Annotated in this window: 25 protein-coding genes, 1 other RNA gene and 1 riboswitch; of the genes, 15 read left to right on the top strand and 11 right to left on the bottom strand. The window is 65.6% G+C overall.

The genetic code is table 11. The annotated features are described in order from the left end of the window. Positions 1–21: 21 nt before the first annotated feature. The 5 genes from AC5RTT_RS02640 to AC5RTT_RS02620 form a co-directional block, all read right to left on the bottom strand. Positions 22–897: a metal ABC transporter permease gene (locus AC5RTT_RS02640; protein WP_494143889.1), complete on the bottom strand. Its 876-nt coding sequence runs from the start codon at positions 895–897 to the stop codon at positions 22–24. Next, a complete protein-coding gene (locus tag AC5RTT_RS02635) occupies positions 897–1,712 on the bottom strand; it encodes a metal ABC transporter ATP-binding protein (RefSeq protein WP_494143888.1) in 816 nt (271 codons plus the stop codon). The genes AC5RTT_RS02640 and AC5RTT_RS02635 overlap by 1 nt, the downstream gene beginning before the upstream one ends. Further along, positions 1,713–2,693 carry a metal ABC transporter solute-binding protein, Zn/Mn family gene (locus AC5RTT_RS02630; protein ID WP_494143887.1) on the bottom strand — a complete coding sequence of 327 codons (981 nt, stop codon included), beginning with the start codon at positions 2,691–2,693 and terminating at the stop codon, positions 1,713–1,715. 127 nt (positions 2,694–2,820) lie between these two features. Then, positions 2,821–3,891, bottom strand: coding sequence for a hemolysin family protein (locus tag AC5RTT_RS02625; protein ID WP_494143886.1), 1,071 nt, complete (start codon positions 3,889–3,891; stop codon positions 2,821–2,823). Then, positions 3,888–5,225, bottom strand: a complete 1,338-nt coding sequence (locus AC5RTT_RS02620) for a hemolysin family protein (protein ID WP_494008667.1) — start codon at positions 5,223–5,225, stop codon at positions 3,888–3,890. Before AC5RTT_RS02620 ends, AC5RTT_RS02625 begins: the two co-directional genes overlap by 4 nt. 524 nt (positions 5,226–5,749) lie before the next feature. Between AC5RTT_RS02620 and AC5RTT_RS02615 the strand changes: the two genes are divergently transcribed. From AC5RTT_RS02615 to AC5RTT_RS02595, 5 genes are all read left to right on the top strand, one after another. Then, a complete protein-coding gene (locus AC5RTT_RS02615) occupies positions 5,750–9,553 on the top strand; it encodes a multifunctional oxoglutarate decarboxylase/oxoglutarate dehydrogenase thiamine pyrophosphate-binding subunit/dihydrolipoyllysine-residue succinyltransferase subunit (protein WP_494143885.1) in 3,804 nt (1,267 codons plus the stop codon). Between the two features lie 129 nt (positions 9,554–9,682). Then, positions 9,683–10,282: a GDSL-type esterase/lipase family protein gene (locus tag AC5RTT_RS02610; protein WP_494008669.1), complete on the top strand. Its 600-nt coding sequence runs from the start codon at positions 9,683–9,685 to the stop codon at positions 10,280–10,282. An 80-nt stretch (positions 10,283–10,362) separates the two neighbouring features. Further along, positions 10,363–11,190, top strand: coding sequence for a DUF4097 family beta strand repeat-containing protein (locus tag AC5RTT_RS02605; protein ID WP_494103110.1), 828 nt, complete (start codon positions 10,363–10,365; stop codon positions 11,188–11,190). Beyond that, entirely contained in the window at positions 11,190–11,804 is a 615-nt protein-coding gene (locus AC5RTT_RS02600; protein ID WP_494008671.1) for a PadR family transcriptional regulator, read from the top strand. Before AC5RTT_RS02605 ends, AC5RTT_RS02600 begins: the two co-directional genes overlap by 1 nt. A 119-nt stretch (positions 11,805–11,923) precedes the next feature. Continuing rightward, the gene (locus AC5RTT_RS02595; protein ID WP_369299106.1) at positions 11,924–11,998 is read left to right on the top strand and encodes a 50S ribosomal protein bL37; all 75 of its coding nucleotides are present in this window, start codon (positions 11,924–11,926) and stop codon (positions 11,996–11,998) included. Between the two features lie 102 nt (positions 11,999–12,100). Here the strand turns inward: AC5RTT_RS02595 and rsrA are convergent, their stop codons facing one another. Together rsrA and AC5RTT_RS02585 are read right to left on the bottom strand one after the other, a co-directional pair. Continuing rightward, positions 12,101–12,361, bottom strand: a complete 261-nt coding sequence (gene rsrA, locus AC5RTT_RS02590; protein ID WP_009356877.1) for a mycothiol system anti-sigma-R factor — start codon at positions 12,359–12,361, stop codon at positions 12,101–12,103. Beyond that, positions 12,358–13,122 carry a sigma-70 family RNA polymerase sigma factor gene (locus AC5RTT_RS02585; RefSeq protein WP_494008673.1) on the bottom strand — a complete coding sequence of 255 codons (765 nt, stop codon included), beginning with the start codon at positions 13,120–13,122 and terminating at the stop codon, positions 12,358–12,360. The genes rsrA and AC5RTT_RS02585 overlap by 4 nt, the downstream gene beginning before the upstream one ends. A gap of 294 nt (positions 13,123–13,416) precedes the next feature. Between AC5RTT_RS02585 and AC5RTT_RS02580 the strand changes: the two genes are divergently transcribed. The 10 genes from AC5RTT_RS02580 (at position 13,417) to AC5RTT_RS02535 (ending at position 21,937) form a co-directional block, all read left to right on the top strand. After that, a complete protein-coding gene (locus AC5RTT_RS02580; RefSeq protein WP_009356875.1) occupies positions 13,417–13,965 on the top strand; it encodes a DoxX family protein in 549 nt (182 codons plus the stop codon). Positions 13,966–13,971: 6 nt separating this feature from the next. Further along, a complete protein-coding gene (gene aroA / locus AC5RTT_RS02575; protein WP_494143884.1) occupies positions 13,972–15,351 on the top strand; it encodes a 3-phosphoshikimate 1-carboxyvinyltransferase in 1,380 nt (459 codons plus the stop codon). A 2-nt stretch (positions 15,352–15,353) separates the two neighbouring features. Next, a complete protein-coding gene (gene rsgA / locus AC5RTT_RS02570; RefSeq protein ID WP_494008675.1) occupies positions 15,354–16,469 on the top strand; it encodes a ribosome small subunit-dependent GTPase A in 1,116 nt (371 codons plus the stop codon). Positions 16,470–16,517: 48 nt separating this feature from the next. Continuing rightward, positions 16,518–17,330 carry a histidinol-phosphatase gene (hisN, locus tag AC5RTT_RS02565; protein WP_494143883.1) on the top strand — a complete coding sequence of 271 codons (813 nt, stop codon included), beginning with the start codon at positions 16,518–16,520 and terminating at the stop codon, positions 17,328–17,330. Positions 17,331–17,491: 161 nt separating this feature from the next. Next, positions 17,492–17,605: riboswitch (SAM riboswitch) on the top strand. 38 nt (positions 17,606–17,643) lie between these two features. Then, positions 17,644–19,062, top strand: coding sequence for an aminotransferase class V-fold PLP-dependent enzyme (locus AC5RTT_RS02560; RefSeq protein ID WP_494143882.1), 1,419 nt, complete (start codon positions 17,644–17,646; stop codon positions 19,060–19,062). Positions 19,063–19,125: 63 nt separating this feature from the next. Then, entirely contained in the window at positions 19,126–19,884 is a 759-nt protein-coding gene (locus tag AC5RTT_RS02555; protein ID WP_494143881.1) for a class I SAM-dependent methyltransferase, read from the top strand. A 43-nt stretch (positions 19,885–19,927) separates the two neighbouring features. Continuing rightward, the gene (locus AC5RTT_RS02550) at positions 19,928–20,641 is read left to right on the top strand and encodes a metal-dependent transcriptional regulator (protein WP_494008678.1); all 714 of its coding nucleotides are present in this window, start codon (positions 19,928–19,930) and stop codon (positions 20,639–20,641) included. Between the two features lies 1 nt (position 20,642). Further along, positions 20,643–21,071 (top strand): fluoride efflux transporter FluC, encoded by a 429-nt coding sequence (locus AC5RTT_RS02545; protein ID WP_494143880.1) that lies wholly within the window; start codon positions 20,643–20,645, stop codon positions 21,069–21,071. Next, positions 21,068–21,469 carry a fluoride efflux transporter FluC gene (locus tag AC5RTT_RS02540; RefSeq protein WP_494143879.1) on the top strand — a complete coding sequence of 134 codons (402 nt, stop codon included), beginning with the start codon at positions 21,068–21,070 and terminating at the stop codon, positions 21,467–21,469. The genes AC5RTT_RS02545 and AC5RTT_RS02540 overlap by 4 nt, the downstream gene beginning before the upstream one ends. A 90-nt stretch (positions 21,470–21,559) precedes the next feature. After that, positions 21,560–21,937: a hypothetical protein gene (locus AC5RTT_RS02535; RefSeq protein WP_494050791.1), complete on the top strand. Its 378-nt coding sequence runs from the start codon at positions 21,560–21,562 to the stop codon at positions 21,935–21,937. Positions 21,938–21,960: 23 nt separating this feature from the next. Here the strand turns inward: AC5RTT_RS02535 and AC5RTT_RS02530 are convergent, their stop codons facing one another. The 4 genes from AC5RTT_RS02530 to AC5RTT_RS02515 form a co-directional block, all read right to left on the bottom strand. Beyond that, positions 21,961–22,941: a S1C family serine protease gene (locus AC5RTT_RS02530; RefSeq protein ID WP_494143878.1), complete on the bottom strand. Its 981-nt coding sequence runs from the start codon at positions 22,939–22,941 to the stop codon at positions 21,961–21,963. Positions 22,942–23,213: 272 nt separating this feature from the next. Next, positions 23,214–23,582: a transfer-messenger RNA gene (gene ssrA, locus AC5RTT_RS02525) on the bottom strand. A gap of 73 nt (positions 23,583–23,655) precedes the next feature. Beyond that, on the bottom strand, positions 23,656–24,129 hold the full coding sequence (gene smpB / locus AC5RTT_RS02520) for an SsrA-binding protein SmpB (RefSeq protein ID WP_494008683.1): 474 nt from the start codon (positions 24,127–24,129) through the stop codon (positions 23,656–23,658). Between the two features lie 87 nt (positions 24,130–24,216). Then, positions 24,217–25,662, bottom strand: a complete 1,446-nt coding sequence (locus AC5RTT_RS02515; protein WP_494103104.1) for a peptidoglycan DD-metalloendopeptidase family protein — start codon at positions 25,660–25,662, stop codon at positions 24,217–24,219. Positions 25,663–25,665: the final 3 nt, after the last annotated feature.

Below are 25,665 nucleotides of genomic sequence, written 5' to 3'. Positions count from 1 at the left end.
CAGGCAGTAAACCGCCGGCGGTTACTGCGCCTGCAGGACCCTGCCGTTGATTCCCTTGCCGGCCCTGACGGAGCCGATGGCACGGCATACCACGTAGATAATGAAGGACAACGTGGTGACGTAAGGGCTGATCGGGATGCGGCCGCCCAGTGCCAGCAGGATGCCCCCCACTGTGGCAGTAACGGCGAACACGACGCTCAACACCACCACGGCCACCGGCGATGACGTCACCCGCAAGGCGGCTGCCGCGGGGGTGATGAGCAGGGCAAGCACCAGGAGGGCCCCCACCACCTGGATGGACAGGGCAACGCTGATACCCAGCAGGACCATGAAGACGATGCCCAGCCGGCGGACGGGAACACCGCGGGCCTCGGCGAGTTCGGGGTCCAGGCTTGCGAAGTTCAGCGGCCGCCAGATGGCCAGCAGCGCCACCATCACAACCAGCGCCGTTCCGGCGAGGGCCGTGAGCTGGACCGTATCCACCGAGACGATCTGCCCGGTGAGCAGGCCGAACTTGTTGGCTGCGCGGCCCTCGTACAGGGACAGGAACAGGATGCCCAGGCCCAGGCCGAACGGCATAATGACGCCGATGGTGGAGTTCTTGTCCCGGGCCTTGACCCCCATCAGGCCGAGGAGGAGTGCCGCCGCAACGGACCCGACGAGTGACCCGAACACAATGTCGGCGCCGATCAGCAGGGCGAAGGCCGCCCCGGCAAAGGACAGTTCAGAAATGCCGTGGACGGCGAAGGCCAGGTCCCGCTTCATGACAAAGGTGCCCACCAGGCCGCCAAGGAGGCCCAGGACGGCGCCCGCCCAGATCGAGTTCTGAACCAGGACCAACAGCTCGCCGTAGTTCTCGAAGTTGAAGATTGCCGCCAGGATACTGTCTGCGTCCATCAGGCGGCCTCCCCCGCCAGGGCATGGGACTCGGCATGGTGATGGGTGGTGGCATCCGGAAGCCCCACCACCACGATCCGGCCGTTGGCGTGGATCACCTCGACGTGGCTGCCGTAGAGATCGGAGAGGACTTCGGTGGTCATGACTTCCTCCGGCGCCCCCACCTTGAACCGGCCGCCTGCCAGGTACAACACCCGGTCCACGTAGTCGATAATGGGGTTGATCTCATGGGTCACGAACACAACGGCGCTGTTCCGGTCGCGGCACTGCCTGTTGATCAAGGCACTCACAGCCTGCTGGTGGTGCAGGTCCAGGGACAGCAGCGGTTCGTCGCAGAGAAGGACCTGGGGATCGGTGGCCAGCGCCTGGGCAACCCGAAGCCGTTGCTGCTCGCCGCCGGACAGCTGCCCCACAGGCACCTTTGCATAATCGCTGGCGCCCACGAGGTCGAGGAGCTCGTCAATCCTGCGGTTTGCCTTGGCTGGGGACAGCCGCAGTCCCCAGCGGTGGCCGTCCACCCCGAGCCCCACCAGATCCCTGGCCCGCATGGGAGTGTCCGGGGCAAACGACTTCTGCTGGGGGATGTAGCCAATCAGGCGGCTGCCGCGCTCAACGGTGCGGCCGCCCAGTGCAGCCCGTCCCTGGTGCAGGTCCTGCAGGCCGAGCAGGACCTTGAGGAAGCTGGTCTTGCCGCTTCCGTTGGGACCAAGAACGGCAAAGAATTCGCCGGGTTTGATGTCCAGGTCCAAATCCTCCCAGAGCACCCGCTTGCCAAATTTCAGGGACGCTCCGGTGAGGCTGACGACGGGCTTCAACTATTTGCTCTCCAGAACTTTGCTGATGGTGTCCACATTCTCCGTCATCCACTGCAAGTACGTCTTGCCCTCAGGCAGGGTTTCGTTGAAATCCACCACGGGAACTCCTGCGGTTTCGGCTGCCTTTTTCAACGCTTCCGTCTGCGGCCCCTCGGTCTGCTGGTTGTAGGCGAGGAAGCGTACCGACTTGGAGGCTACGAGGTCGGTTGTGGCCTTGAGTACGGCCGGCGGCACGTCTGAGCCTTCCTCGATCGCAGCAGTGTAGTCCTCAGGCGTTGTGTTAACCAGCCCGGCGTCCTCCAGCAGGTAGAGAGGAACCGGTTCGGTCACTGCCACCGGCGCCCCGGCAGCAGCACCTTTCACGGAATCCAGCTTTCCGTGCAGGCCTTCGAGGGTGGAGGTGAAGTTTTCGGCATTGGTCTCGAATGTCTGCGCCGAAGCAGGGTCCAGTTCCGAGAGCTTTGCGGCGATGTCGCCGGCCAGCTCCTCCATGGCGTGCAGGCTGTACCAAACGTGCTCGTTGAATTCGCCATGGTCGTGCTCATCGGCCGGTTCTGATTCCGGCGCGGACGCCCCGGCGGACGCTTCCTCCTCCTCGGGATGGGCCAGTCCGGAGAGTTCGACGGCGTTGAGCACCTTGCCGCCGTCGAGGTTGCTGTCCTCGGCGAGAGTGTGGAGGAAATCGTCGTAGCCCCCGCCGTTCTCGATGACGAGGTCCGCTTTGGACACCGCCAGCCGGTCCTGCGCGGTCGCCTCGTAGGAGTGCGGGTCCTGGCTGGTCTTGCTGATGATGGCGGTGACGCTGACCTTGTCTCCACCGATGGTCTTTGCGATATCGCCGTACACGTTCATCGATGCCACGATGTTGATGCCGTCGGCGGAGTCCGACGAGGGCTGCGCCTGCGGGCTGCAAGCGGTCAGCAGGAGTCCCAACCCGGCGAGGGCGGCGACTGACGAACGGGCGGCTGGGGAACGGCGCACGGAAAGACCTCGGTTCACTGGGGAGGGAAGAACAACCCCTCAAGTCTATACCTAATAGGAATCATTCCTATCTAGGCCCTCGGCCGGGCCGGCCCTTCCCGCCAGTGGCGGGGAAGGGCCAGGCCGGTCAGCCTCCGTTCGAGTGGCCCAGACGGCGGATGCCGGTGGCCTGGGTGGCGTCCCGGATCTCGCCCACCAGCTGCTCGATGACATCTTCGAGGAACAGCACGCCCTGCGTCTTGCCGTCCGGTCCAATGACGCGGGCCAGGTGCGAGCCGGTGCGCTGCATGACGGACATCGCCTTTTCAATCTCGTCATCCAATGCCAGGTTGGCCAGCGACCGGATCCGGCTCTCGGCGATCGGAAACCCATATGCCGCTTCCGGGATGGACAGAACGTCCTTCACATGGAGGTAGCCATAGAGCATGTCCTCGTCATCCAGCATCGGGAAGCGGGAAAATCCGGTACGGCTGACTGCCTTTTCAAACTCCACTGGAGTGATAGGAGCCTTCAGCATCACCAGGTTCTCCAGCGGGACCATGATGTCCCCGGCGGTATGTTCCGAGAACTCGAGAGCGCCGGTGATCAGGCCGGCGTCGTCGTCCACCAGGCCATGACGGGTGGATTCCTGGACGATCGACTGGACCTCCTCCAGGGTGAACGAGGAGTTGACTTCATCCTTCGGCTCGATCCGCAGCAGCTTGAGGATGTGGTTTGCAGACCAGTTAAGGGCCGAAATCACCGGGTTGACGAGCCGGGAGATGAACACCAGCGGCGGCGCGAGAAGCAGTGCGGCCTTGTCCGCAACGGACACCGAAATATTCTTCGGGACCATCTCACCGAAAGTCACATGCAGGAACGTGACAAGCATCAGCGCCACGGCGAACGCGGCCACATCGGCCACCTCGATGGGCAGGCCCAGGGATTCCAGCGGGACAGCCAGCAGGTGGTGGATGGCGGGTTCCGCCACCAGGAGGATCAGCAGCGAACATACAGTGATGCCCAGTTGGGCGCACGCCAGCATCAGCGAAACATTCTCCATCGCCTTCAGCGTTGTCTGCGCGCGCTTGGAACCGGCCTCCGCCAACGGCTCGATCTGGCTCCGGCGGGCCGACATCACGGCGAATTCGGCGCCCACGAAGAAGGCGTTGCCAAGCAGCAGGACCCCGAGCCACACAATTCCTGCCCAGTCGCTCATCGGCCGTTCCCGTCGTTGGTGTCCCCGGCCACGTCATCCGGTGCAACCGGCCGGAAGCAGATGCGGTCGATCCGGCGGCCGTCCATTCGCGTAACGCTCAGTGTTCCGCCACCCACCGGCACGGTGTCTCCCACGGCGCCGATCCGGCCCAGCATGCTCATGACGTAGCCACCCACAGTCTCGTAGGCAGCCTCGTCAGGCACTGTCAGTCCCGGGATCTGTTCGGACAGCTCGTCCGGCCGCAGCAGGCCCGGGAAATACCAGTCACCGGAAGCGCTTTGCAGCAGGCCGGGGCGGACCTTGTCATGCTCGTCCGCCACTTCACCGACAATTTCTTCCACAAGATCCTCGAGCGTCGCGATACCGGCGGTTCCTCCGTATTCATCCAGGACGACGGCGAGTTGCAGGTTTCCTTCGCGAAGTTCGGCCAGCAGGGCATCCAGGTGGATGGTCTCCGGAACGCGCAGCACCTCCGTCATAATGGCACCGGCCTCAAGGTTCTGCCGGCGCTCCCACGGAACGGCCACGGCTTTCTTGACATGGACCAGGCCGCGGATATCGTCCGCGGAGTCGCCAATAACCGGGAACCGGGAGTAACCGGTCCGGCGGGCGGCGGCGACAATGTCGGCGACGGGCTGGTCGGCGTCGATCGTCTCCACCCGGATGCGGGGCGTCATCACGTCCGCGGCCGTCCTGGAGGAGAAGTTAAGGGTACGGGCGATGAAGTTGGCCGTCCCGGCGTCGAGCGTTCCCATGGCCGCCGAACGGCGGACCAGCGAGGCAAGCTCTGCCGGGGTGCGTGCGCCCGAGATTTCTTCCTTCGCTTCCAGGCCGAACACGTGGAGCACCCGGTTGGAGAAGCCATTAAGCAGCACGATGGCAGGCTTAAAAACCGCGGTGAAGACCAGCTGGGGCCGGGCAAGGGCCTTGCCCACCCGGAAGGACAGGGCAATGGCCATGTTCTTGGGAACCAATTCCCCCAGCAGCATTGAGAGCAGGGTGGCGATCACCATGGCCAGGACCAGCGAGATGGAGGCGACGGCGACGTCGGGAAGTCCGACGGCGGCCAGCGGGGCTTCCAGGAGTTGCCCCACCGATGGCTCCATCACGTATCCGGTGAGGAGCGTTGTGAGTGTAATGCCCAGCTGGCAGCTGGAGAGCTGCGTTGACAGGGACTTAAGGCAGGCCAGCAGCGGAACCGCGCCCGCGTCGCCGTCGTCCACGGCGCGCTGGACCGTCGGCTGGTCAAGTGCAATGAGGGAAAACTCAACGGCTACGAAGAAGCCGGTACCCGCAATCAGCAGCAGGCCTGCGGCAAGGAAGAGCCATTCCATTCAGCATCCCGCCTGTACTGCGCACGGGCGTGGATCGGGGTAACCGGGATATCTGCCCGGCGGAGGATGGTCGGCGGAGGCCGAGCGTCTTTCCCGGCGGGCGGCGGCCGAAGGGGCCGCCGGCGGGTGATGGGCGCGTGTTCGGGGTTTGCCGGCTCTGCGGGTGGACTGTGCGGCGCAGTGCTTCGCGCTCCGCTGACAGCCCCCAGGCCGGCACCTAGATTTACTGTCCATAAGGACTTCAGTCTACAGGTACGCCTCCAGCCTCCCGGCGCTCCGCGCACGGCCCGGAAGCACCGTAACGGCCTACCCCTAAAACCCCTTGTTCACACGCTTCCGGCCGCCATATTTGGCCGCTCCCGCGTCACTTCATGATTTGGGTCACCCTTATTGGCAGTTAGCACAACATGGTTACTAGACTTGCAAAGGTCTGGGTTCAGAGGACGCAGAGACTGGTTCGAACGTAGTGTTGACGCACCGTGGGGCCGGAGAGAAATCAAACTCATGGAAGAGGCGTATTTCAAGTGCCAGAGCAGCCAAGCCACCGTCTACCAGAGGAATTTGGCGGAAACGAGTGGCTCGTTGACGAACTGTACGAGCAGTACCAGCAGGACAAGAACGCTGTGGATGCCAAGTGGTGGCCGCTGTTTGAATCGTTCGACTCGGGCAGCAGTTCTTCTTCCAACGGAAATTCGGGGCAGGCCACTGCCCATCCTCCTACCCGGGAAATGCCAGTTGTGAACGCGGCTCCTGCGGCTCCGGCACCGTCGCCGGCAGCAGCACCGGCCACTCCCCCGGCCGCGCCGGCTGCCGCACCGGCGCCCGCGCCCGTTAAAAAGGCTCCCGCCACCGTGGCCCGCGACGGCGGGAAGAAGACTGAGTCCGTCTCCGGATCACAGCCGATTCCGGCCCAGCTGCCCAAGAACGTCAAGGCTCCCACCGCCCCTGAAGAAGACGTTGTTTCCGTCCTCCGCGGACCGGCCAAGGCCATAGCCACCAACATGGTCACCAGTCTTGAGGTGCCCACCGCCACCAGCGTCCGGGCCATTCCCGCCAAGCTGCTGATCGACAACCGCGTTGTCATCAACTCCAACCTCGCCCGCGCCCGTGGCGGCAAGGTCTCCTTCACGCACCTCATCGGTTATGCCGTCATCCGGGCGCTGTCCCAGTTCCCCTCGATGAACGTGTACTACGACGAGGTGGACGGCAAGCCTTCAGCAGTCCAGCCGGCCCACGTCAACTTCGGCATCGCCATCGACATGCCCAAGCCGGATGGCACCCGCCTGCTGATGGTTCCGAACATCAAAAAGGCTGAGACCCTCAACTTTGCCGAGTTCTGGCACACCTACGAGGATCTGATCAAGCGCGCCCGCAACGGCAAGCTCACCGCCGAGGACCACCAGGGCACCACCGTGTCGCTGACCAACCCCGGCGGCATTGGCACCGTCCACTCGGTGCCCCGCCTTTCCAAGGGCCAGGCCGCCATCATCGGCGTCGGCGCCCTTGACTACCCTGCTGAGTTCCAGGGCGCCAGCGAGAAGATCATCGCCCACAACGCCATCAGCAAGGTCCTTACCCTTACCTCGACGTACGACCACCGAGTCATCCAGGGTGCCGGCAGCGGCGAGTTCCTCAAGCTTGTCCACCAGCTCCTGCTCGGTGCCCAGAACTTCTACGACGAGATTTTCGAAGCCCTGCGCATCCCCTACGAGCCCGTCCGCTGGAGCGCCGACAAGCAGGTGGACCCGGCCGACGAGATCAACAAGGTTGCCCGTATCCAGCAGCTGATCCACTCCTACCGCGTCCGTGGACACCTGATGGCGGACACCGATCCGCTTGAGTACGTGCAGCGCAAGCACCCCGACCTGGACGTGCTGACCTACGGCCTAACCCTGTGGGACCTGGACCGCGAATGGCCCACCGGCGGCTTCGGCGGCAAGCCGACGCTCAAGTTCCGCGACATCCTGGGCGTCCTGCGCGACGCGTACTGCCGCACCACCGGCATCGAATACATGCACATCCAGGAGCCCGCCGAGCGCAAGTGGTTCCAGGACCAGCTGGAGCACCCCTACTCGAAGCCGAGCCGTGAAGAGCAGCTGCGCATCGTTTCCAAGCTGAACGCTGCCGAGGCTTTCGAAACGTTCCTGCAGACCAAGTTCGTGGGCCAGAAGCGCTTCTCCCTCGAAGGCGGCGAGTCGCTGATTCCGCTGCTGGACGCCATCATGTCGGACGCCGCCGACGACGGCCTGGATGAAGTTGCCATCGGCATGGCCCACCGCGGCCGCCTGAACGTCCTCACCAACATTGCCGGCAAGACCTACGCACAGGTGTTCCGCGAGTTTGAGGGCACCCAGGATCCCCGCTCGGTCCAGGGTTCCGGTGACGTCAAGTACCACCTGGGCACCGAAGGCACGTTCACCTCGGATACCGGCAAGGAGACCAAGGTCTACCTGGCCGCCAACCCGTCCCACCTCGAGGCCGTGGACCCCGTGCTTGAGGGCATCGTCCGGGCCAAGCAGGACCGGCTGGACCAGGGTGAGTCCTTCCCCGTGCTGCCCATCGTGGTGCACGGCGACGCCGCCTTCGCCGGCCAGGGCGTGGTTGCCGAAACCCTCAACCTGTCCCAGCTGCGCGGCTACCGCACCGGTGGAACCATCCACATCGTGGTCAACAACCAGGTGGGCTTCACTACCGCCCCGTCCTCCTCGCGCTCGTCCACGTACTCCACCGACGTCGCGAAGATGATCCAGGCGCCAGTGTTCCACGTGAACGGTGACGATCCCGAGGCTGTGGTCCGCATCGGCCAGCTCGCCTATGAGTTCCGGCAGCGCTTCCACAAGGACGTTGTCATCGACATGGTGTGCTACCGCCGCCGCGGGCACAACGAGGGCGACGACCCCTCGATGACCCAGCCGCTGATGTACAACCTGATTGAGGCCAAGCGCTCCGTCCGCAAGCTGTACACCGAGTCGCTGATCGGCCGTGGCGACATCACCGAGGAAGAAGCAGAGCAGCTGCTCCGCGACTACCAGGAGCGGCTGGAGCGCGTCTTCGCGGAGACCCACGCAGCCCAGACCTCCCCGATCCCGATCGTGACGGCCGATTCCGCTGCTGTCTCCGATATCGAGCGGCCCATGGCCCAGCAGTCCGACGCCGATGCCAACACGCCGGTAGCCACGGCAATTTCGGCGGACACCCTGGCCCGCATCGGCAAGGCCCACATCGAGATCCCAGAGGGCTTCACGGTCCATGCCAAGCTCAAGCAGCTGCTCGAAAAGCGTGAGCAGATGTCCCGCGAAGGCGGCATCGACTGGGGCTTCGGCGAGATCGCGGCGTTTGGCTCCCTGATCATGGAAGGCGTGCCCGTGCGCCTCGCCGGCCAGGACTCCCGCCGCGGCACCTTCGTCCAGCGGCACGCCGTGTTCCACGACCGCGCCAATGGCCAGGAATGGCTCCCCCTGGGCAACCTCTCGGACAACCAGGCCAAGCTGTGGATCTACGATTCCCTGCTGTCCGAATACGCGGCCATGGGCTTCGAGTACGGCTACTCGGTGGAGCGGCCGGACGCGTTGGTCCTCTGGGAGGCCCAGTTCGGCGACTTCGTGAACGGCGCCCAGACCATCATCGACGAGTTCATCTCCTCTGCCGAGCAGAAGTGGGGCCAGCGGTCCTCGCTGGTACTGATGCTTCCGCACGGCTACGAAGGCCAGGGCCCCGACCACTCCTCCGCCAGGATTGAGCGGTTCCTGCAGCTGTGTGCCGAAGAGAACATGGTCGTGGCCAACCCCACCACGGCCGCTTCGCACTTCCACCTGCTGCGCCGGCAGGCGTACAGCCGGCCGCGGAAGCCGCTGATCATCTTCACGCCCAAGCAGCTCCTGCGCCTGAAGGCTGCCGCGTCGTCCGTCGAGGACTTCACCAGCGGCACCTTCCGCCCGGTCATTGGTGAGCATGAGCAGCTGGCCGCGGACGCCGTCGAGCGCGTCCTGCTGGTCTCCGGCCGCCTGTACTACGATCTGCTCTCCACCCGGCAGAAGACCGGCGACAAGACCACGGCCATCGTGCGCGTCGAGCAGCTCTACCCGCTGCCGCACGCCGAGATCGCGGCTGAGCTTGCCAAGTACCCGAACGCCGAGGTTGTCTGGGCCCAGGACGAGCCCGCCAACCAGGGTCCGTGGCCGTTCATCGGCCTGAACCTGCCGGACGCCTTGGACCGCCGGATCCGCCTGGTCTCGCGTCCTGCGTCTGCCTCCACGGCCGCCGGCTCCATGAAGCGGCACGCCGCGGAGCAGGACGTGCTCCTGAAGCAGGCATTTGCACGCAAGTAAGCACTGAGGCTGCCCGGCCGGACGTCGAAATCCCAGACTCCGGCCGGGCAGTTCTGTTTAATGGATGGACAGCGCCGCCCCCTTGCACCAACGGTGGCAGCGGCCAGGGAACGACGTAAAGAGGATCGTGTGGAAGACAGGAAGCTGCGCATTGCGGCTGTAGGAGATGAACTGCTGGCCGGACTCGGAGATCCCCGGGCGCTCGGCTGGCTGGGCCGTGTCCTGGCCCGCACTCCCCAGGACGGCTTGCTCCTGGAAAGCTACGCCCTCCCCTGCCCGCAGGAAGGCACCGAGGGCCTGGCCGCCCGGTGGCTGGAGGAGGCCGGACGGAGGTTCAGCAGCCACACCGAGAACCGCCTGGTGATCGGCCTCTCCGGCCGCGACATCGAATTCGGCCTCTCCACCGCGCGCAGCAGGCTGAACCTGGCGAACATCCTGGACTCGGCCTCGCAGAACCGGATCGAAGTGTTCGTCGTGGGTCCGCCGCCCACCCTCGATCCTGCCCAGAACCGCCGGCTGGACGAGCTGAACACGGCATTCGCGGACGTCACCACGCGGCGCAAGCACCTCTACGTTGATACCTTCTCCCCGCTCCTGAACCACGAGCAGTGGCGGCAGGACCTGGCTGCCAACGCCGGAACGCCCGGCCAGGCAGGGTATGGCCTCATGGCGTGGCTGGTGTTGCACCGCGGCTGGTTCCAGTGGCTGGGAATGGACGCCCCCGCCTAGCAGTTCGCGATATATCTTGACGCGCTCCACAGCCAGAGGTAGCGTGATCTGTACACGATATATCGCCTTCGGAGGTTCCCATGTCTGAGCAGAACTGGTCCGTCAGCAGCCCGCAGACCATCGATGTGGACGGCGTGACGTCCCTGAAGCTGGGCATGGTCCAGGGCAGGTTCGATGTTGTGGTCCACCAGGAGCCCGTCACCCGGATCGAAATATCCGACGTCCACGGTGATCCAGTGGAGGTGTCCGTCAACCACGGCCGCCTTGAAGTGCGCCACCAGCTGCACGGCCCCCAGGGCTGGTTCAAGAATCTGATGGGAGCAGTCAGCCACAACAGCGAAAATTCCGCAGTGATCAGCATCGCCGTTCCCGGGAACGTGGAAGTCGAGGCCGGCATCGTCAGCGGCGACGGCCTGGTGTCCGGAGTATCCGGGCACACCCGGCTCAACACGGTATCCGGATCGGTCATGGCGGACGGCACAGTCGGGGAACTCCACGTCAACACCGTCAGCGGCGAAGTGACTGCCCGTCACCATACCGGCGTCCTGACCGCAAAGAGTGTTTCCGGCGAAGTGACGGCGTCCGGCCACTTCACGAACATTCGCGCCAACACCGTCAGCGGTGACCTGACCTTCGACCTGCACGGCTTCGCCAACGACTTCGTGGCCAACTCAGTCTCCGGCGACGTCACCATCCGGTTGCCCCACGACGTCGGTGTGGACATTGTTGCCAAGTCTGCCAGCGGCGCCGTGGTCATCGGCAACCGGCACTACACGTCCGTGGGCGGGAAAGTTGAGACCATTGCAGGACCGGACGAGCAGTTGATGCTGGTCCGGACAAACTCGGTTTCCGGGAAGACCTCCATCTTCCACAGCTCGAATGCCGGAAATGCGGAAACGGGGCACTGATGCCCCCGGTATTCGCGCACGGTGCACTGCGCCTCTACCTGCTTGCACTCCTCGAATCCGGCCCTAAACACGGCTACGAACTCATCAAGGCCCTGAAGGACCGGTTTGGCGGGACGTATTCCCCCAGTGCCGGCACCATCTATCCCCGTTTGGGAAAGCTGGAGGAAGAGGGCCTGGTGGCCACGGAATCGGCCGGCCGCCGCACCAACTACCACATCACCGCTGCAGGACTCGCGGAGCTGAACCGGCGGAGGGACGAGCTGGCCGGGGTGGAGAACGACATCTCGGCCTCAGTGCGGAGGCTGGCCGACGGCCTGCGGGAGGACATCCGCAGCAACATGCGCGGCCTCCGGGCGGACCTGGCTGCCACGGCCGAGGCGGCCCGCACAGCCGCCCACGCAACGGACTTCCGGGTTCCCGGCGGCAGGGTGCCGCCGGAAGGATCACGGTCCCTGAAGGAGGCCGAGCTGATGCTCCAGGAGTTCCGGGACGATCTCCGCACCGAACTCCGGCTGCACGCCCGGAGCCAGCCCCTGGGCCCTGTCACCCTGGAGACCATGCGCACAGTGCTGGAGCAGGCCCGCATCGCCGTCCGGAACTCGCTGAAGCCGTAAGGCGCCGGCAGGCAGCGCCGAATCGCAGGTCATGCGGGCGCTCCCGGTTCGCGGGCGCACTGATGTTGTGGGAGACTTGAGGGCAGCTCTTTTGAGTACCGACAGTAAGGAGGCCAGCTATGAGCAAGCGTGCACGCAAGCGTCGTGACCGTAAGCGTGGCGGCGCGAACCACGGGAAGCGCCCCAACACCTAGGCAAATGCCAGGGACTACGGTTCAAGCAAAGGACCCCGGAAGCCAATCGGCTTCCGGGGTCCTTTGCTTTCTACTGCAGCTGTCCGGGCGTGCGTATGGGCCCTATGCCTCCACCGTGCGGATGGAGTGGATCCGGTCCAGGATGGCGTTCTTCAGGTTGTCCGGTGCAGCTTCGGTGCAGGAGCGTTTGACCATGTTCCGGATGACGCACTCGAGGTCGTACTGCTCCGTGCACTCCGGGCAGTCATCCAGGTGGTTCTTGATCTCCGTGATGTCTTCACGGGTCAACGCACCATCGAGGTATTCGTAGATGCGTTGCATCCGGGTGTCGTCGCAATCGCCCAATCCCTGGCAGTCGCTCATTTCCTGCTCTCCTGTTGTGTGCTTGCAGCCGTGTCCTGTGCATCCGCGGCCGATTTGAATCCGCGCTCGGCGGCGTATTCCGCCAGCATGTCCCGCAACATTCGCCGGCCGCGGTGGAGCCGGGACATCACCGTGCCGATGGGCGTGTTCATGATGTCTGAGATTTCTTTGTACGCGAAGCCTTCGACGTCCGCGAAGTACACCGCAAGGCGGAATTCTTCCGGAATGTCCTGGAGCGCGCGCTTGACGTCGGAATCCGGGAGGTGGTCCAGCGCCTCTGCCTCAGCGGAACGGAGCCCGCTGGAGGTGTGTGATTCGGCCCGCGCCAACTGCCAGTCCTCGATCGTGTCCGAATTGGACTGGAGCGGTTCGCGCTGCCGCTTGCGGTACAGGTTGATGTACGTATTGGTCAGGATGCGGTACAACCACGCCTTGAGGTTGGTTCCCGGCTTGTACTGATGGAATGCCGAAAAGGCCTTCGTATAGGCCTCCTGGACGAGGTCTTCGGCATCCGAGGGATTCCGGGCCATCCGCATCGCCGCCGAATACAGCTGGTCCACGTACTGCATGGCATCACGCTCGAAGCGGACGCGCCGCTGTTCAGGGGTTTCCGTCGAGACGTCCACCAGCGTTTCCGTGGTGTCGGCCCCTGGTTCGGGGGCACCAGCCGATGCGGAGACGGGCGCCGCACCGGGCGTGCCCTTCACGTCGCTGTTCGAAGCCTCATACATGGCCGAGACGGCCGGATCCAGGGTGCTCATTGCCTTCAAGTCTACTGTCAGGCTCCGGGCGCGCGGCGAGCCATACCCGGAGGCATCCTCATCCACCAGGCCAACAGCCAACGGGCCCGCTGCTTCCACTCCGCACAACACCTGCCTCAAGGCCCAGCTCCGCTCTGTATGTCGTGGAACATCAATTTCATGATTCGAATAGCGGCCGCCCTTGCCGACCCGCCTTTGCCATAACCCCCGGTCGCAGGCAAATATTCCCCAAAAGTGCAAGACTAGAACGGACTCCCCGCCGAAGACGCGGTTCGTCCATCCAGGAGGAAATCCATGCCCTTTGTACGCACGCTCGCCCGCCCCATGCTGGCCTCCAGCTTTGTCCTTGCCGGAGTGGATAAGCTCAAGAACACCGACGACACGGCGCAGCAGCTCTCCCCCCTGCTCCGCAAGGCTGCGGCGTCCCTGCCGTTCCAGGCGGACGAGAAAATGCTGGCCCGTGTGATCGGCGGGACCCAGGTGGGCGCCGGCGTACTCTTCGGGCTGGGCAAGTTCTCCAGGCTCTCGGCCACCCTGCTCACCGTCATCTCCCTGCTGAATACCTTCGTGGAGTGGCGCAGCGCGGACATCAGCAGCAAGGAGGGCCGCGAAACGCGCCGCAACCAGCTGCTGAAGAACCTGTCCCTAAGCGGCGGGGCACTGCTCGCCTCCGTGGACACGGCCGGCAAGCCGGGCCTGGCCTGGCGCGCCGAGCACCTGGCGGCCGATGCCCGCAAGGGTGCCTCGCACCTCGCCTCGGACGCCCGGAGGACCACCAACAAGAAGCTGGCCAAGGCGGACAAAGCCGTCCGGCGCGCCGTTGAACAGGCCACGGGGGCATAAGCACGAATGACCGCTGCAGCCGCCACCCGGGACGATTCCGGAGCTCCTGTCCCCCACTGGCCCGCACCGTTCGCTTCGCGGCCCGTTAACGCCACTCTCACGGTTCCCGGTTCGAAGTCCCTGACCAACAGGTACCTCGTCCTCGCCGCGCTGGCCGACGGACCGTCACGCCTGCGTGCACCCCTGCACTCCCGCGACTCCGCCCTGATGGTCGAGGCGCTCCGCCAGCTCGGTGCCACCATCACGGAAGTGCCGGGCGATGGCGCGTTCGGGCCGGACCTCGAAGTGGTCCCGCTGGGGCAGGATGCGGCGCAGCCGCTCACCAGGATTGACTGCGGCCTCGCCGGCACGGTCATGCGTTTCGTTCCGCCGCTCGCGGCGCTGCGCAACGGTGCCAGCGTGTTCGACGGCGACCCGCACGCTCGCAAGCGTCCGATGGGGACCATTATCGAGGCGCTGAGGGCGCTGGGGGTTACGGTATCCGCTGAGGATGGGGGCACGCCGTCGTCGCTTCCGTTCGTGGTGGAAGGCAGCGGGGAGGTCCGCGGCGGGCACCTGGTGATCGATGCCAGCGCGTCCTCCCAGTTCGTCTCCGCGCTGCTGCTGGTGGGGGCGCGGTTCACCGAGGGCCTGCATCTTGAGCACGTGGGCAAACCAGTGCCCAGCCTGGACCACATCAACATGACAGTTGCGGTCCTCCGCGGCGCCGGGGTCCAGGTGGATGACTCGGTGCCCAACCACTGGGTTGTCTCACCTGGCCCCATCCGCGCTTTCGACCAGCGGATCGAGCAGGACCTGTCCAACGCCGGCCCCTTCCTCGCGGCGGCGCTGGCTTCAGGCGGGACCGTCCGGATTCCCGGCTGGCCGGAGCAGACGCAGCAGGTGGGTGACTTGTGGCGCAGCATCCTCACCGAGATGGGCGCGACAGTGACACTTGAGGACGGCGTCCTCACGGTCACGGGCGGCCCCGAAATCAAGGGTGCCCACTTCGCCGACACCAGCGAACTGGCACCTACGGTAGCGGCCCTGTGCGCCCTTGCGTCGGGGCCGTCCCGGCTCACCGGGATAGCCCACCTGCGCGGGCATGAAACGGACCGGCTCGCCGCGCTGGTTACGGAAATAAACCGCCTGGGCGGCGACGCCGAGGAAACCAGCGACGGCCTGGTGATCCGCCCTGCCCCGCTGCACGCCGGCGTCGTGCATAGCTACGCCGACCACCGCATGGCCACTGCAGGGGCAATCCTGGGCCTGGCGGTGGAAGGAGTGCAGGTGGAGGACATCGCCACCACGGCAAAGACCATGCCCGACTTTCCCCGGCTCTGGGCGGACATGCTCGCCCAGGGCGGTGCCCCGCAGCAGGAGGCCCGCACCGGGGCGGAAGGTTAGCGGTGGCAAGGCGTACTGATTCCTGGGACGAATCGGATGTCCGGATCCGGCCCAACAAGAAGGGGTCCAGGCCCCGCACCAAGGACCGCCCCAGCCACGACGACGCCGTGACCGGGCGGATCATCACCGTTGACCGGGGGCGGTACACCGCCGTGGTGGGCGAGGACTCCGCTGACGAGCGTACAGTTATCGCCGCCCGGGCCCGCGAACTCCGCCGCTCCCCCGTTGTGGCGGGCGACTTCGTTTCCCTCGTGGGGGACGTTTCCGGCGACCCTCATACCCTGGCCCGGCTGGTCAGGATCCAGGACCGGAAGACGCTCCTGCGGCGCAGCGCTGACGATACTGACCCAGTGGAGCGGGCCGTGGTGGCCAACGCCGACCAGCTGGTGATCGTGGTGGCCGCCGCCAACCCGGAACCCCGCACAGGCTTCATCGACCGCGCGCTCGTCGCGGCCTACGACGCCGGCATCGACCCGATCCTGCTGGTCACCAAGGCGGACGTCAAGGATCCGGCGGAGCTCCTGTCCAACTACACTCACCTCGACCTTCCCGTGATCATCAGCCGGACCGCCGATCTTGCGGCGTCCGGCATCGATGCCCGCTCGGACGACGGCCTGTCCGCCCGGCTGGACAGCGCCGCTGTTGCCGCGCTGCGGTCCTACCTGGACGGCAAGGTCACCGTCATGCTGGGACACTCCGGCGTCGGCAAGTCAACAATGGTCAACGCGCTCACGGGAGCCGAACGTGCCACCGGCGGCGTCAACGCGGTCACCGGCAGGGGCCGGCACACGTCATCGTCAGCACTGGCCCTGCGGCTGGTTGACGCACCGCCGGGCAGCTGGATCATCGACACCCCCGGCATCCGCTCCTTTGGCCTGGCGCATGTGGACCCGGACCGGATCCTGCGGTCCTTCCCGGACCTCTCCCCCGGCACCGACGCCTGCGAACGCGGCTGCAAGCACACGGCAACTGCCGTTAACTGCGGCCTGGATGCTTGGGTGGCGGAAGGTCACGCGGGCCCGACCGGAGAGGCTCGGCTGGCGTCCTTGCGCCGGTTGCTCGGAGCGGATCCACGGGAGGAAGCTCAGGAGGCAAAGGAGCTCGGCAGCGTCAACTGACAAAGCCGATCTCCCAGCAGAACAGCCTGCAGACGGTAGTTTGGAACCATGATCCAACCCGCTTCGAGCTACAACGATGACCTGCGCCTGGCCCATGTCCTGGCCGACTCCGTGGACGACCAGACCATGAGCCGCTTCAAGGCACTGGACCTCCATGTGGAGACCAAGCCCGACCTGACGCCGGTCACCGACGCGGACAAGGCCGCCGAGGAAGCCATCCGCGGCCAGCTCTCCCGCTCCCGCCCGCGGGACGCAGTGCTCGGTGAGGAGTTCGGCAGTACCGGCCACGGTTCGCGCCGCTGGATCATCGACCCCATCGACGGAACCAAGAACTTCGTCCGTGGCGTCCCCGTGTGGGCCACCCTGATCGCCCTCGTGGACGAGGGCGAGCCGGTTGTCGGCGTCGTGAGCGCCCCCGCCCTGGGCAAGCGCTGGTGGGCCGCCAAGGGCATGGGCGCCTACATGGGGCGTTCGCTTGCCGCAGCCACCCGGCTCCGGGTCTCCGACGTTTCCAGCCTGTCCGACGCCTCGCTGTCCTATTCAAGCCTCTCCGGCTGGAAGGAACGGGGAAACCTGGACGAGTTCCTGGGCCTTACCGAGTCGGTATGGCGGACCCGCGCCTACGGTGATTTCTGGTCCTACTGCATGGTGGCCGAGGGCTCTGTGGACATCGCGTGCGAGCCGGAACTGAACCTCTACGACATGGCGGCCCTGGTGCCGATCGTGGTGGAGGCCGGCGGACGCTTCACCTCTTTGGAGGGTGAGGACGGCCCGTTCGGCGGTAACGCCCTGGCCACCAATTCGATCCTGCACTCCGAAGTGCTCCAGCGGCTGAACCCGGGCCTGGACGACCTGCTCTAACCCCCCCTGCAACCGAACAAAAGACGGCGGATACCTCCAGAAGGAGGTGTCCGCCGTCGTCTTCTTCGCCGAAAAGCCTGTTTTCCATTCCCACGTAACAAAGGCCTTAACAATTGCGCCGGCTTCAATCCTGGCCGCCCCATGTTCTACGCTCTTAACCAGGTCACGAGTGCCAGCGCAAAACCCCGGTTTGCTGGCCGGCAACCCTCCATTCGCGGTGGGGTGCCCCGGGTGACGACCAGGCCGGTCCGGAGCGGATGCGGCAAGCGCGGATTCCCTTGCTAGCGGAGTCCTGTTTTGAAGTGAGGTCTCTGTGACAACAGCCACCGTCTCCCCCAACGCCGCCATCACCGCTGATTCCGTGTTTGACGAACGCCAGTCACTGGCCGGCCGGCCGCTCGCCGCCGTCACCGGCGCGGAAATCCAGGCACCGCTGATTTCCGGCGGCCACATCCGCTACGCCAACCTTGACTATGGCGCCTCCGCCCCCGCCCTCTCGGTGGTGTCCGCCTACCTCAACGAGATCCTGCCTTTCTATGCCAGTGTCCACCGCGGTGCCGGCTACGCGTCCCAGATCAGCACCTCGGTCTACGAAAACGCCCGCAGCATCGTCCGCGACTTTGTGGGCGGCCGCCCGAACGACTCCGTCATCTTCACGCGGAACACCACGGACTCGCTCAACCTGCTGGCCGGCTGCCTGCCCCTCAACGACGGCCAGCCTGCGGGCGACGTCCTGTACCTGGACATTGAGCACCACGCCAACCTGCTGCCGTGGCAGGGCGTTCCCCACCGCAGCATTGTTGCCGCCGACACCATCGCGGGAACCATCGACGCCGTACGCGCCGAGCTGGAACAGGGCGGCGTCAGCCTGCTGGCCATCACCGGTGCCTCCAACGTCACGGGCGAAATCCTCCCGGTCCGCGCCCTTGCGGCCCTGGTCCACCAGCACGGGGCCCGCATTGTGGTGGACGCGGCCCAGCTGGCGCCGCACCGCCGCATCAACATCAGCGCGGACGACGTCGATTACGTCGCCTTCTCCGGCCACAAGCTGTACGCGCCCTTCGGCGCAGGCGTCCTGGTGGGACGGCCGGACTGGCTCGACGCCGGAACCCCGCACCTCGCCGGCGGCGGCGCGGTCAAGGAGGCCAGGCTCGACGGCGTCAGCTGGGCCACCGGCCCGGCCCGCCACGAGGGCGGCTCCCCCAACGTCCTGGGTGCCGCCACCCTGGCCAAGGCCACCCAGGTCATCGCGGGCCTGGACCAGGAACGCTGGCACGCCCACGAATCCGCCATCCGTTCCTTCCTGGTGGAGGGCCTCCAGGAGATCGACAGCGTCACAGTGCACCAGATCTTCAAGGACACCAACCCGGACACCGACACCATCGGCGTGGTCAACTTCTCGGTTGAGGGCTACGACGCCGGCCTCGTGGCTGCGTACCTGTCTGCCGAGCACGGCGTGGGCCTGCGTGACGGACGCTTCTGCGCACATCCCCTGCTGAAGCGGCTGGGCCTGCCTTCGGGTTCGCTCCGCGCCAGCTTCGGCGTCGGTTCCCGGCTGGAGGATGCCCAGCGGCTCCTGGCCGGCATCGCCAAGCTGCGCCGTGACGGGCTCGGCTGGGACTACGTGGTGGACGCAGGGCGGTGGGTTCCCGCCAATGACACCCGCACCTACCCGCATTGGGCCCCGAACACGCCAGGCACCGCCGGCGCTGCTCCCTGCACCGACGACTGACCCATCCGGCAGATGCGGTAAATTCGGAAGGTACCGCAGGGCATTGACTGAAGGAGGCCGCACGTGGTTCGGGGTGGCCCAAAGCTGGATCTCGGGCGGCGCCGGGAGCTGGGCAAGAGTTTCCAGCAGGGCGGCAGGCATTACCAGCGGGTCCGGCCCGGTTATCCCGCCGACTCTGCCGATTGGCTCATCCCCGCGGGCGCGAGGGATTCGCTTGACGCCGGGGCAGGGACCGGCAAGTTTACTGAACTCCTGCTGGAACGCGGGCTGGCCGTCACCGCCGTCGACCCCTCGGCCGACATGCTGGACCAGCTGAAGGCACACTATCCCGTCGCCACCGCGGTCATGGGGACCGCCGAGGCCACCGGCCTGCCGTCGTCCGCCTTCGACGTCGTCACCATTGCCCAGGCCTGGCACTGGTGCGATCCCCTCACCGCGAGCACCGAACTGGCACGCGTCCTGCGTCCGCACGGCACACTCGGGCTTGTCTGGAACCAACTGGACACCACCGTCCCCTGGGTGCACCGGCTCTCGCGGATCATGCACGCCGGGGACGTCTTCAAGCCCGGCCACCGGCCGGTGGTTGGCCCGGAATTCGGTGAGCTGGAAAGCCATGTGACGCACTGGCAGGACACCGTCAGCACCGAGGACCTGATCGAACTGACCAAATCGCGCAGCTATTACCTGCGTGCGGGTGATGCCACCCGCGCCAAGGTCCTCGCCAACCTTGACTGGTACCTGCATGAGCACCTGGGACATGCCGCGGACGAGGACATCGGGCTGCCGTACCTGACGTTGTCGTGGCGGGCAGTCAAAGTATGAGCGGTTCCGCCGCGCTCCCTGGCCACCCGGTAGGCTTGGTCCTGTGAAGACCAGCGCGCCCTCCTCCTCCATCGAGGACTACGTCAAGGTCATCTACTCTTTCACCGAATGGCAGGACAAGCCCATCACGTCCTCGCAGCTGGCCCAAAGGCTGGGCGTGGCCAATTCGTCGGTGTCGGAAATGGTCCGCAAGCTCAAGGACCAGGGCCTTGTTGACCACAAGCCGTACAGCGCCATTACCCTTACGGACGCGGGACTGCGGCTTGCCTTGTCCATGGTGCGGCGCCACCGGCTAATCGAAACCTACCTGGTCCAGCAGCTTGGATACAGCTGGGATGAGGTCCACGACGAGGCCGAACTGCTCGAGCACGCAGTGTCAGACACTTTCATTGAGCGCGTCGCCGCGAAGCTCGGCGATCCCAGCCGGGACCCGCACGGGGATCCTATTCCCACGGCGGACGGCAAGGTGCTGATGCCCAGGGCGCATCTGATGGGCGAGCTGGATAAGGGCCACACCGGCAGGATCACGCGGATCAGCGACGATAACCCGGACCTGCTCCGCTATCTGTCCGCCGAGGAGATCGACCTTGACGCCGAGGTAGAGGTGGTGGGACGCCGGCCGTTCGGCGGTGCCCTGATGGTGCGGATCCGGAACTCCGGGCGGACCAGGGATTATGACCTGGCGGACGAGATCACCTCAGCCCTCTGGGTCCACAGCGACCATCCCCATCCAGGCTGCCTGCTGGGAGACAGCTGACGTGGGACCGGCGCCCGTCTGGCGGGCATGGCTGGCTGTTGCCGTCGGCGGCCTGGTGGGCAGCGAACTCCGGTACGGCCTGACGCTGGCGTTCCCCGAGCAGCCCGCGTCGGTGCCGTGGGCAACCCTGTGGATCAACGTTGTCGGCAGCTTCGTCCTGGCCGCGCTGACCACGGCCTGGATGGCCCGGCCGCGGACTGCGTTTTGGCTTCGCGCCGGACTGGGACCCGGACTGCTTGGCTCCTTCACCACGTTCTCCGCGGTGGTGTTCGCCGTGGACCAGCTGGCCCGCGCGGGCCAGCACCCGGTGTGGATCGCCTATCTGGCAGTATCGCTGCTTCTGGGCCTGGCTGCCGCAGGAGCGGGGTGGCGGCTGGGCAAGCGGCTCACCCTAAAACCAGTGGACGCTGTTCCGGGCGGCCGGCAATGATCGGCGCCGTCCTGGTGGGCGTCTTCGGCGTGATGGGGGCACTCCTGCGCTTTGGCGTCGACAGCTGGTTCGCACACCACAGCTCCACCCGCAGCGTCCGGACCGGCAGCGGGAACCAAAAGCTGCACTGGCCGTGGGCCACGTTGCTGGTGAATGTGGCGGGGTGCTTCATCATCGGGTTGTCCCACGGAGCGGCAGCGGGGCTCGGCCTGGGCCCTGACTGGCAGGCCGGGCTGTCCGCCGGCCTGGCGGGCGGGCTGACCACCTTCAGTTCCTGGACCACGGCCACCGTTCGGCTCTTCGCGGAGTCGCGCGTCGGCGCGGCAGCCCTCAATATCGCCGGCAACCTGGTGCTCGGATTTGCCGCAGCTGCTGCCGGGATTGCGCTGACTGCCTAGTCGTGCGGCCCGGTTGGTTCAGCCCGCTTGGGCGCCCGACCCCACCGGAGCTCGGTACTGATTTGGATGCCTCCCGTATGGTGGACTGTGATGATTAGCAGACGTGACGCGGCAATTGCCCTGGATGTGCCGCTGGAAATGGCCCAGCGCCATGGCCTTCCCAAATGGATGACCGAGGCCGAACTGGGTGCGATCCTGGATAACCCGCCGCCTTGGCTGGTCCAGTCCCGGGCCAACCGGACGGGCAAGCGGCCTGTGTGGGTCCACCTTGAGTGTGCGGTTTGCGGCTACGAGGAGGCGGCCCGTCCCAAGAAATGGTGGCCGGACTTCACGTACGTTGTCTGCCACCATCATTCACCCGCGGACGTGCCGGCTGCCGCGCCGGGGTTCGTCCGGAGCGAGTTCGACGGCGTCGGGACGCGTTTCGTGGGCATCGCCGATGTGGCGGCGCCGGATACGGGGCGCTGACGCGGGACTTCACTGTTCCCGGCTCAGTTGCCGTTGCTGGTCATTTCATCCGGCACGGCCACCAGATGGCTCTCGGCACCGTCCCGCAGTACCGCGAGATCCAGCGGCTGGCCGATCGCGTCGGCAAAGAGCAGCCGCTGCAGGCTTTCGGCATTGCTGACGGGCCGGCCGCCCGCCGTAAGGAGGATGTCTCCCGATGCCAGGCCCGCCCTGTCAGCCGGTGAGCCGGGCAGCACCTCCACGATCCGCAGCCCTTCCCGCTGGCCCGTCCTGATCACTGTGCTGGGGTTCAGCCGGATGGGAGTGCTGACCAGGCCCAGGTAGGCGCGGCGGACCCGTCCATCGGAAAGCAGGGCGGAGATGATCCGCCGCGTGGTCGCGTTGATCGGAACCGCCAGCCCCAGCCCTGCGCCCGCGACTGCCGTATTGATGCCCACAATCCTGCTGTGGGTATCGGCAAGGGCACCGCCCGAGTTACCGGGGTTCAGTGCCGCGTCCGTCTGGATGACATCCTCGATGACCCTGCGGTTATTGCCCGACCACACCGGAATGGCACGGCCGAGGCCGCTCACGACCCCCGCCGTGACAGAGCCTGCAAGGCCCAGCGGGTTTCCGACCGCCACAACAAGTTGTCCCACGCGAAGGGTTTCCGCGGCCCCGAATTCAGCGGGCGGAACTTTCGGACGCCGGCCATGGACCACAGCGAGGTCGGACAAGGAATCGCTGCCCACCAGTTCAAGCTCCATCCGGCTGCCGTCGGCGAAGACCGCATGGCCCCTCTCCGTCCCGGCCACTACATGGGAGTTGGTCAGGAGATAGCCGTCCTGGGTAAAGAGGACTGCGGATCCGGCCCCCATGCGCATCCTGCCGTTGCGGCGCCGTGCCGTCATCTCAATCGCCGCCACGTGTGGGGTGACGGCTGCCGCCACGCGCATGACTGTCTGTGAATATGAATCCAGCACCTCGCCGTCGTCGGCGAAGACCGGTTCCCGCGCCTGGTCCACGGCGCACCTCCTGGTTGTGCCCGCCCGGACCTCCGTTGCGTTACCGGGCCTTACCGATCACAACGAGCGGCGGCGGCCTCCTAGTCCCGTGCAGGCTACGCCGTGGGTGAACGGGCAGCTCCATGGCCCGGGCAACGATAAAAGTCACGGACTCCGTGACTTTATTTCGGATAGACGGTCCGGACGCATCGACCCCTCCCTTTAAACACCCCGGTCCTAGGACTGGGGTGTTTAAAGGGCACTAAAAAAGCCCCGGAAGTCCGGGGCTTTTTTGGTGGAGATGGGGGGAATTGAACCCCCGTCCGATGTCGTGTTGTCAGGGCTTCTCCGGGCGCAGTTTGCGTCGGATTTTCTCGGCCCCAGCCATGCTGCAAACAGCTGGCTGATCCGGGCCCAGTCATCTAAGAGTCCCGTTTACTCCGATGACGGGAGCAAACAGCAGTGGCTATCTAAATGACGCCAGGAACCGGGGCGATAGCAACCCCGGGCTGACGGACTGTCTTACTGCTTAGGCAGCAAGAGCGAAGTCAGTGCGCGTTTGTTTGGCACTTATTGTTTTGCAGAAAGCGTTAACGAGATATTTCTGCATCCTCGGCCCGCTTCACCTGTCGCGACAAACATCGTCGAAACCGATCATCCCCATATTTTGTTACCAAACCGGCGGGCATACCCACCGGACTATCTATAGTAACGCACGTTCTCCGGGATTCATTCCTACTTGCGCCGGTTGCGTTCCCGCATTTCCCGCTGAGCCTCCCGGTTGTCCTGCTGTTCGCGCAGCGTCTGGCGCTTGTCGTACTCGCGCTTGCCCCGCGCCACACCGATCTCCACCTTGGCGCGGCCGTCCACGAAATACAGCTGCAGCGGCACAATGGTGTAGCCCGATTCGCGCACCTTGTGGGAGATCTTGATGAGCTCTTCGCGGTGCAGCAGCAGCTTCCGGCGCCGCCGTGCGGCATGGTTGGTCCAGCTGCCCTGGTTGTATTCGGGGATGTGGATGGCTTCCATCCACAGCTCGTCGTTGTAGAACGTGCAGAAACCATCCACCATCGAAGCGTGTCCTTCGCGCAGGGACTTCACTTCAGTTCCCATGAGCGCGATGCCAGCCTCGTAGGTGTCCAGCACGTGGTAGTCATGCCGGGCCTTCCGGTTGGTGGCCACCACTTTACGGCCACTTTCTTTAGGCACGGGAAAGCTCCTCAGTTCTCAGGTCCGATGTCCTCCGGGCCGGTCCGGCGCGGAGTCATACCAGTTTACGGCAGGGCCGCGATGCGGCTACAGCAGTCCCATTGGGTCGACGGCGGAGCCGTTGAGCCAGGTTTCAAAGTGGGAGTGGCAGCCGGTTGAGTTGCCGGTGTTGCCGGAGTAGGCAATCAGTTGTCCCTGGGAAACCCGCTGGCCGTTCGACACCACAATGCTGGCGTTGTGGTAGTAGATGGTGTTCAGGGTGTTGCCCTCCACCAATCCATGGGAGATCTTCACCCGCCATCCACCGCCGTCCGCGGAGCTCCAGCCCGAGCCGAAGACTTCGCCTGCCGCTGCGGCATAAACCGGCGTACCGCAGGCCGCACCGAAGTCGATACCGGTATGCAGGTAGCCGCCCTGGCCATAGAAGTCGATGGTTCCGGGAGGCGTCGCCCGCCAGCCGAAGCCGGAGGTGATGGGAACACCACCGTTAAAGGGGTGGCGGAGTCCGAACGCCGACGGCGATCCCACCGGCGGCATGAATGACTGCACCGGCGGGGGCGGCGGGGGCGCCTGCCCCTTGGCTGCAGCCGCTGCCGCAGCAGCAGCTGCAGCTGCTGCGGCAGCGGCTTCGGCTTTCCTCCGCTGCTCGGCTTCCCAGGCTTCGCGGAGCCTCCGGTCACGTTCCTGGATTTCGGCGGCAACGGCGTTCTGGCTCGCCTGCACGTTTGCCAGCTGCGACTGGATGCCCGGCTTGGCGGCCTGAAGTTCGGCGTCAAGGCGGACAGTGTCAGCAATGAGCTGGTCCACCTGCGCCTTTTTGGCCTCGGCTTCGTCGCGCGCTGCCTTCTCCCGCTCAAGGGCGGCGTCAGCTTTGGCCTTGAGGTCCTTGATCTCCGCCTCCACGGCCTGCAGGCGGGCTTCGGAGTTGACGTTCGATGCGCTCTGCTGCGAGAGCTTGTCCATTGCGGCGTTCTGGCTGCGCATGGCCTGGTCCGCCAAATCCATGGTCTCGGTCAGGCTGCCGCCGTTATTGGAACCGAAGAAAAGGGACAGGTTGGACGGCACGCCTCCGGACTTGTAGGCCTGCGTGGCAATCTGCCCGATGAGCTTCTTGGTATCGGCGATCTTCTGCTTGTCTGTCTCCAGCTGCTGGGTGATCTTCGCCTTGTTCTGCTGTGCCATATCTACCCGCGCCGAGAGGGCTTCCACCTCTTTGACTGCACTGGCCACACGGCCCTGCGCTTCAAGGAGGGCCTGCTGGGCGCCGGGCAGCTGGCCCTGGTAAATGACCAGGTCACTCGCTGCCTTCGCAATGCGCGAATCCACGAACTCCAGGGACTGCTGGACCCGTGCCGCTTCGGCCTCAAGGGCTTTCTGGCGGTCTTCAAGCTCGTCGGCGAAAGCCGCAGGCGTGGACGATGCCAGGCCTGCGGCGAGAACCACGGCAAGCACGCCGCTGAGGACACCTGTCCGGCGCGCCCTGCCGCGCGCCCTCTGGAGGGAGCGGTGGGACGTCTGATCAGTTGGATTCATGGG

This window comes from Arthrobacter sp. Y3221157 (assembly GCF_059089865.1).
The sequence above is the reverse complement of the archived record's forward strand: the minus strand, read 5'-3'. Positions and strand labels throughout refer to the sequence as shown.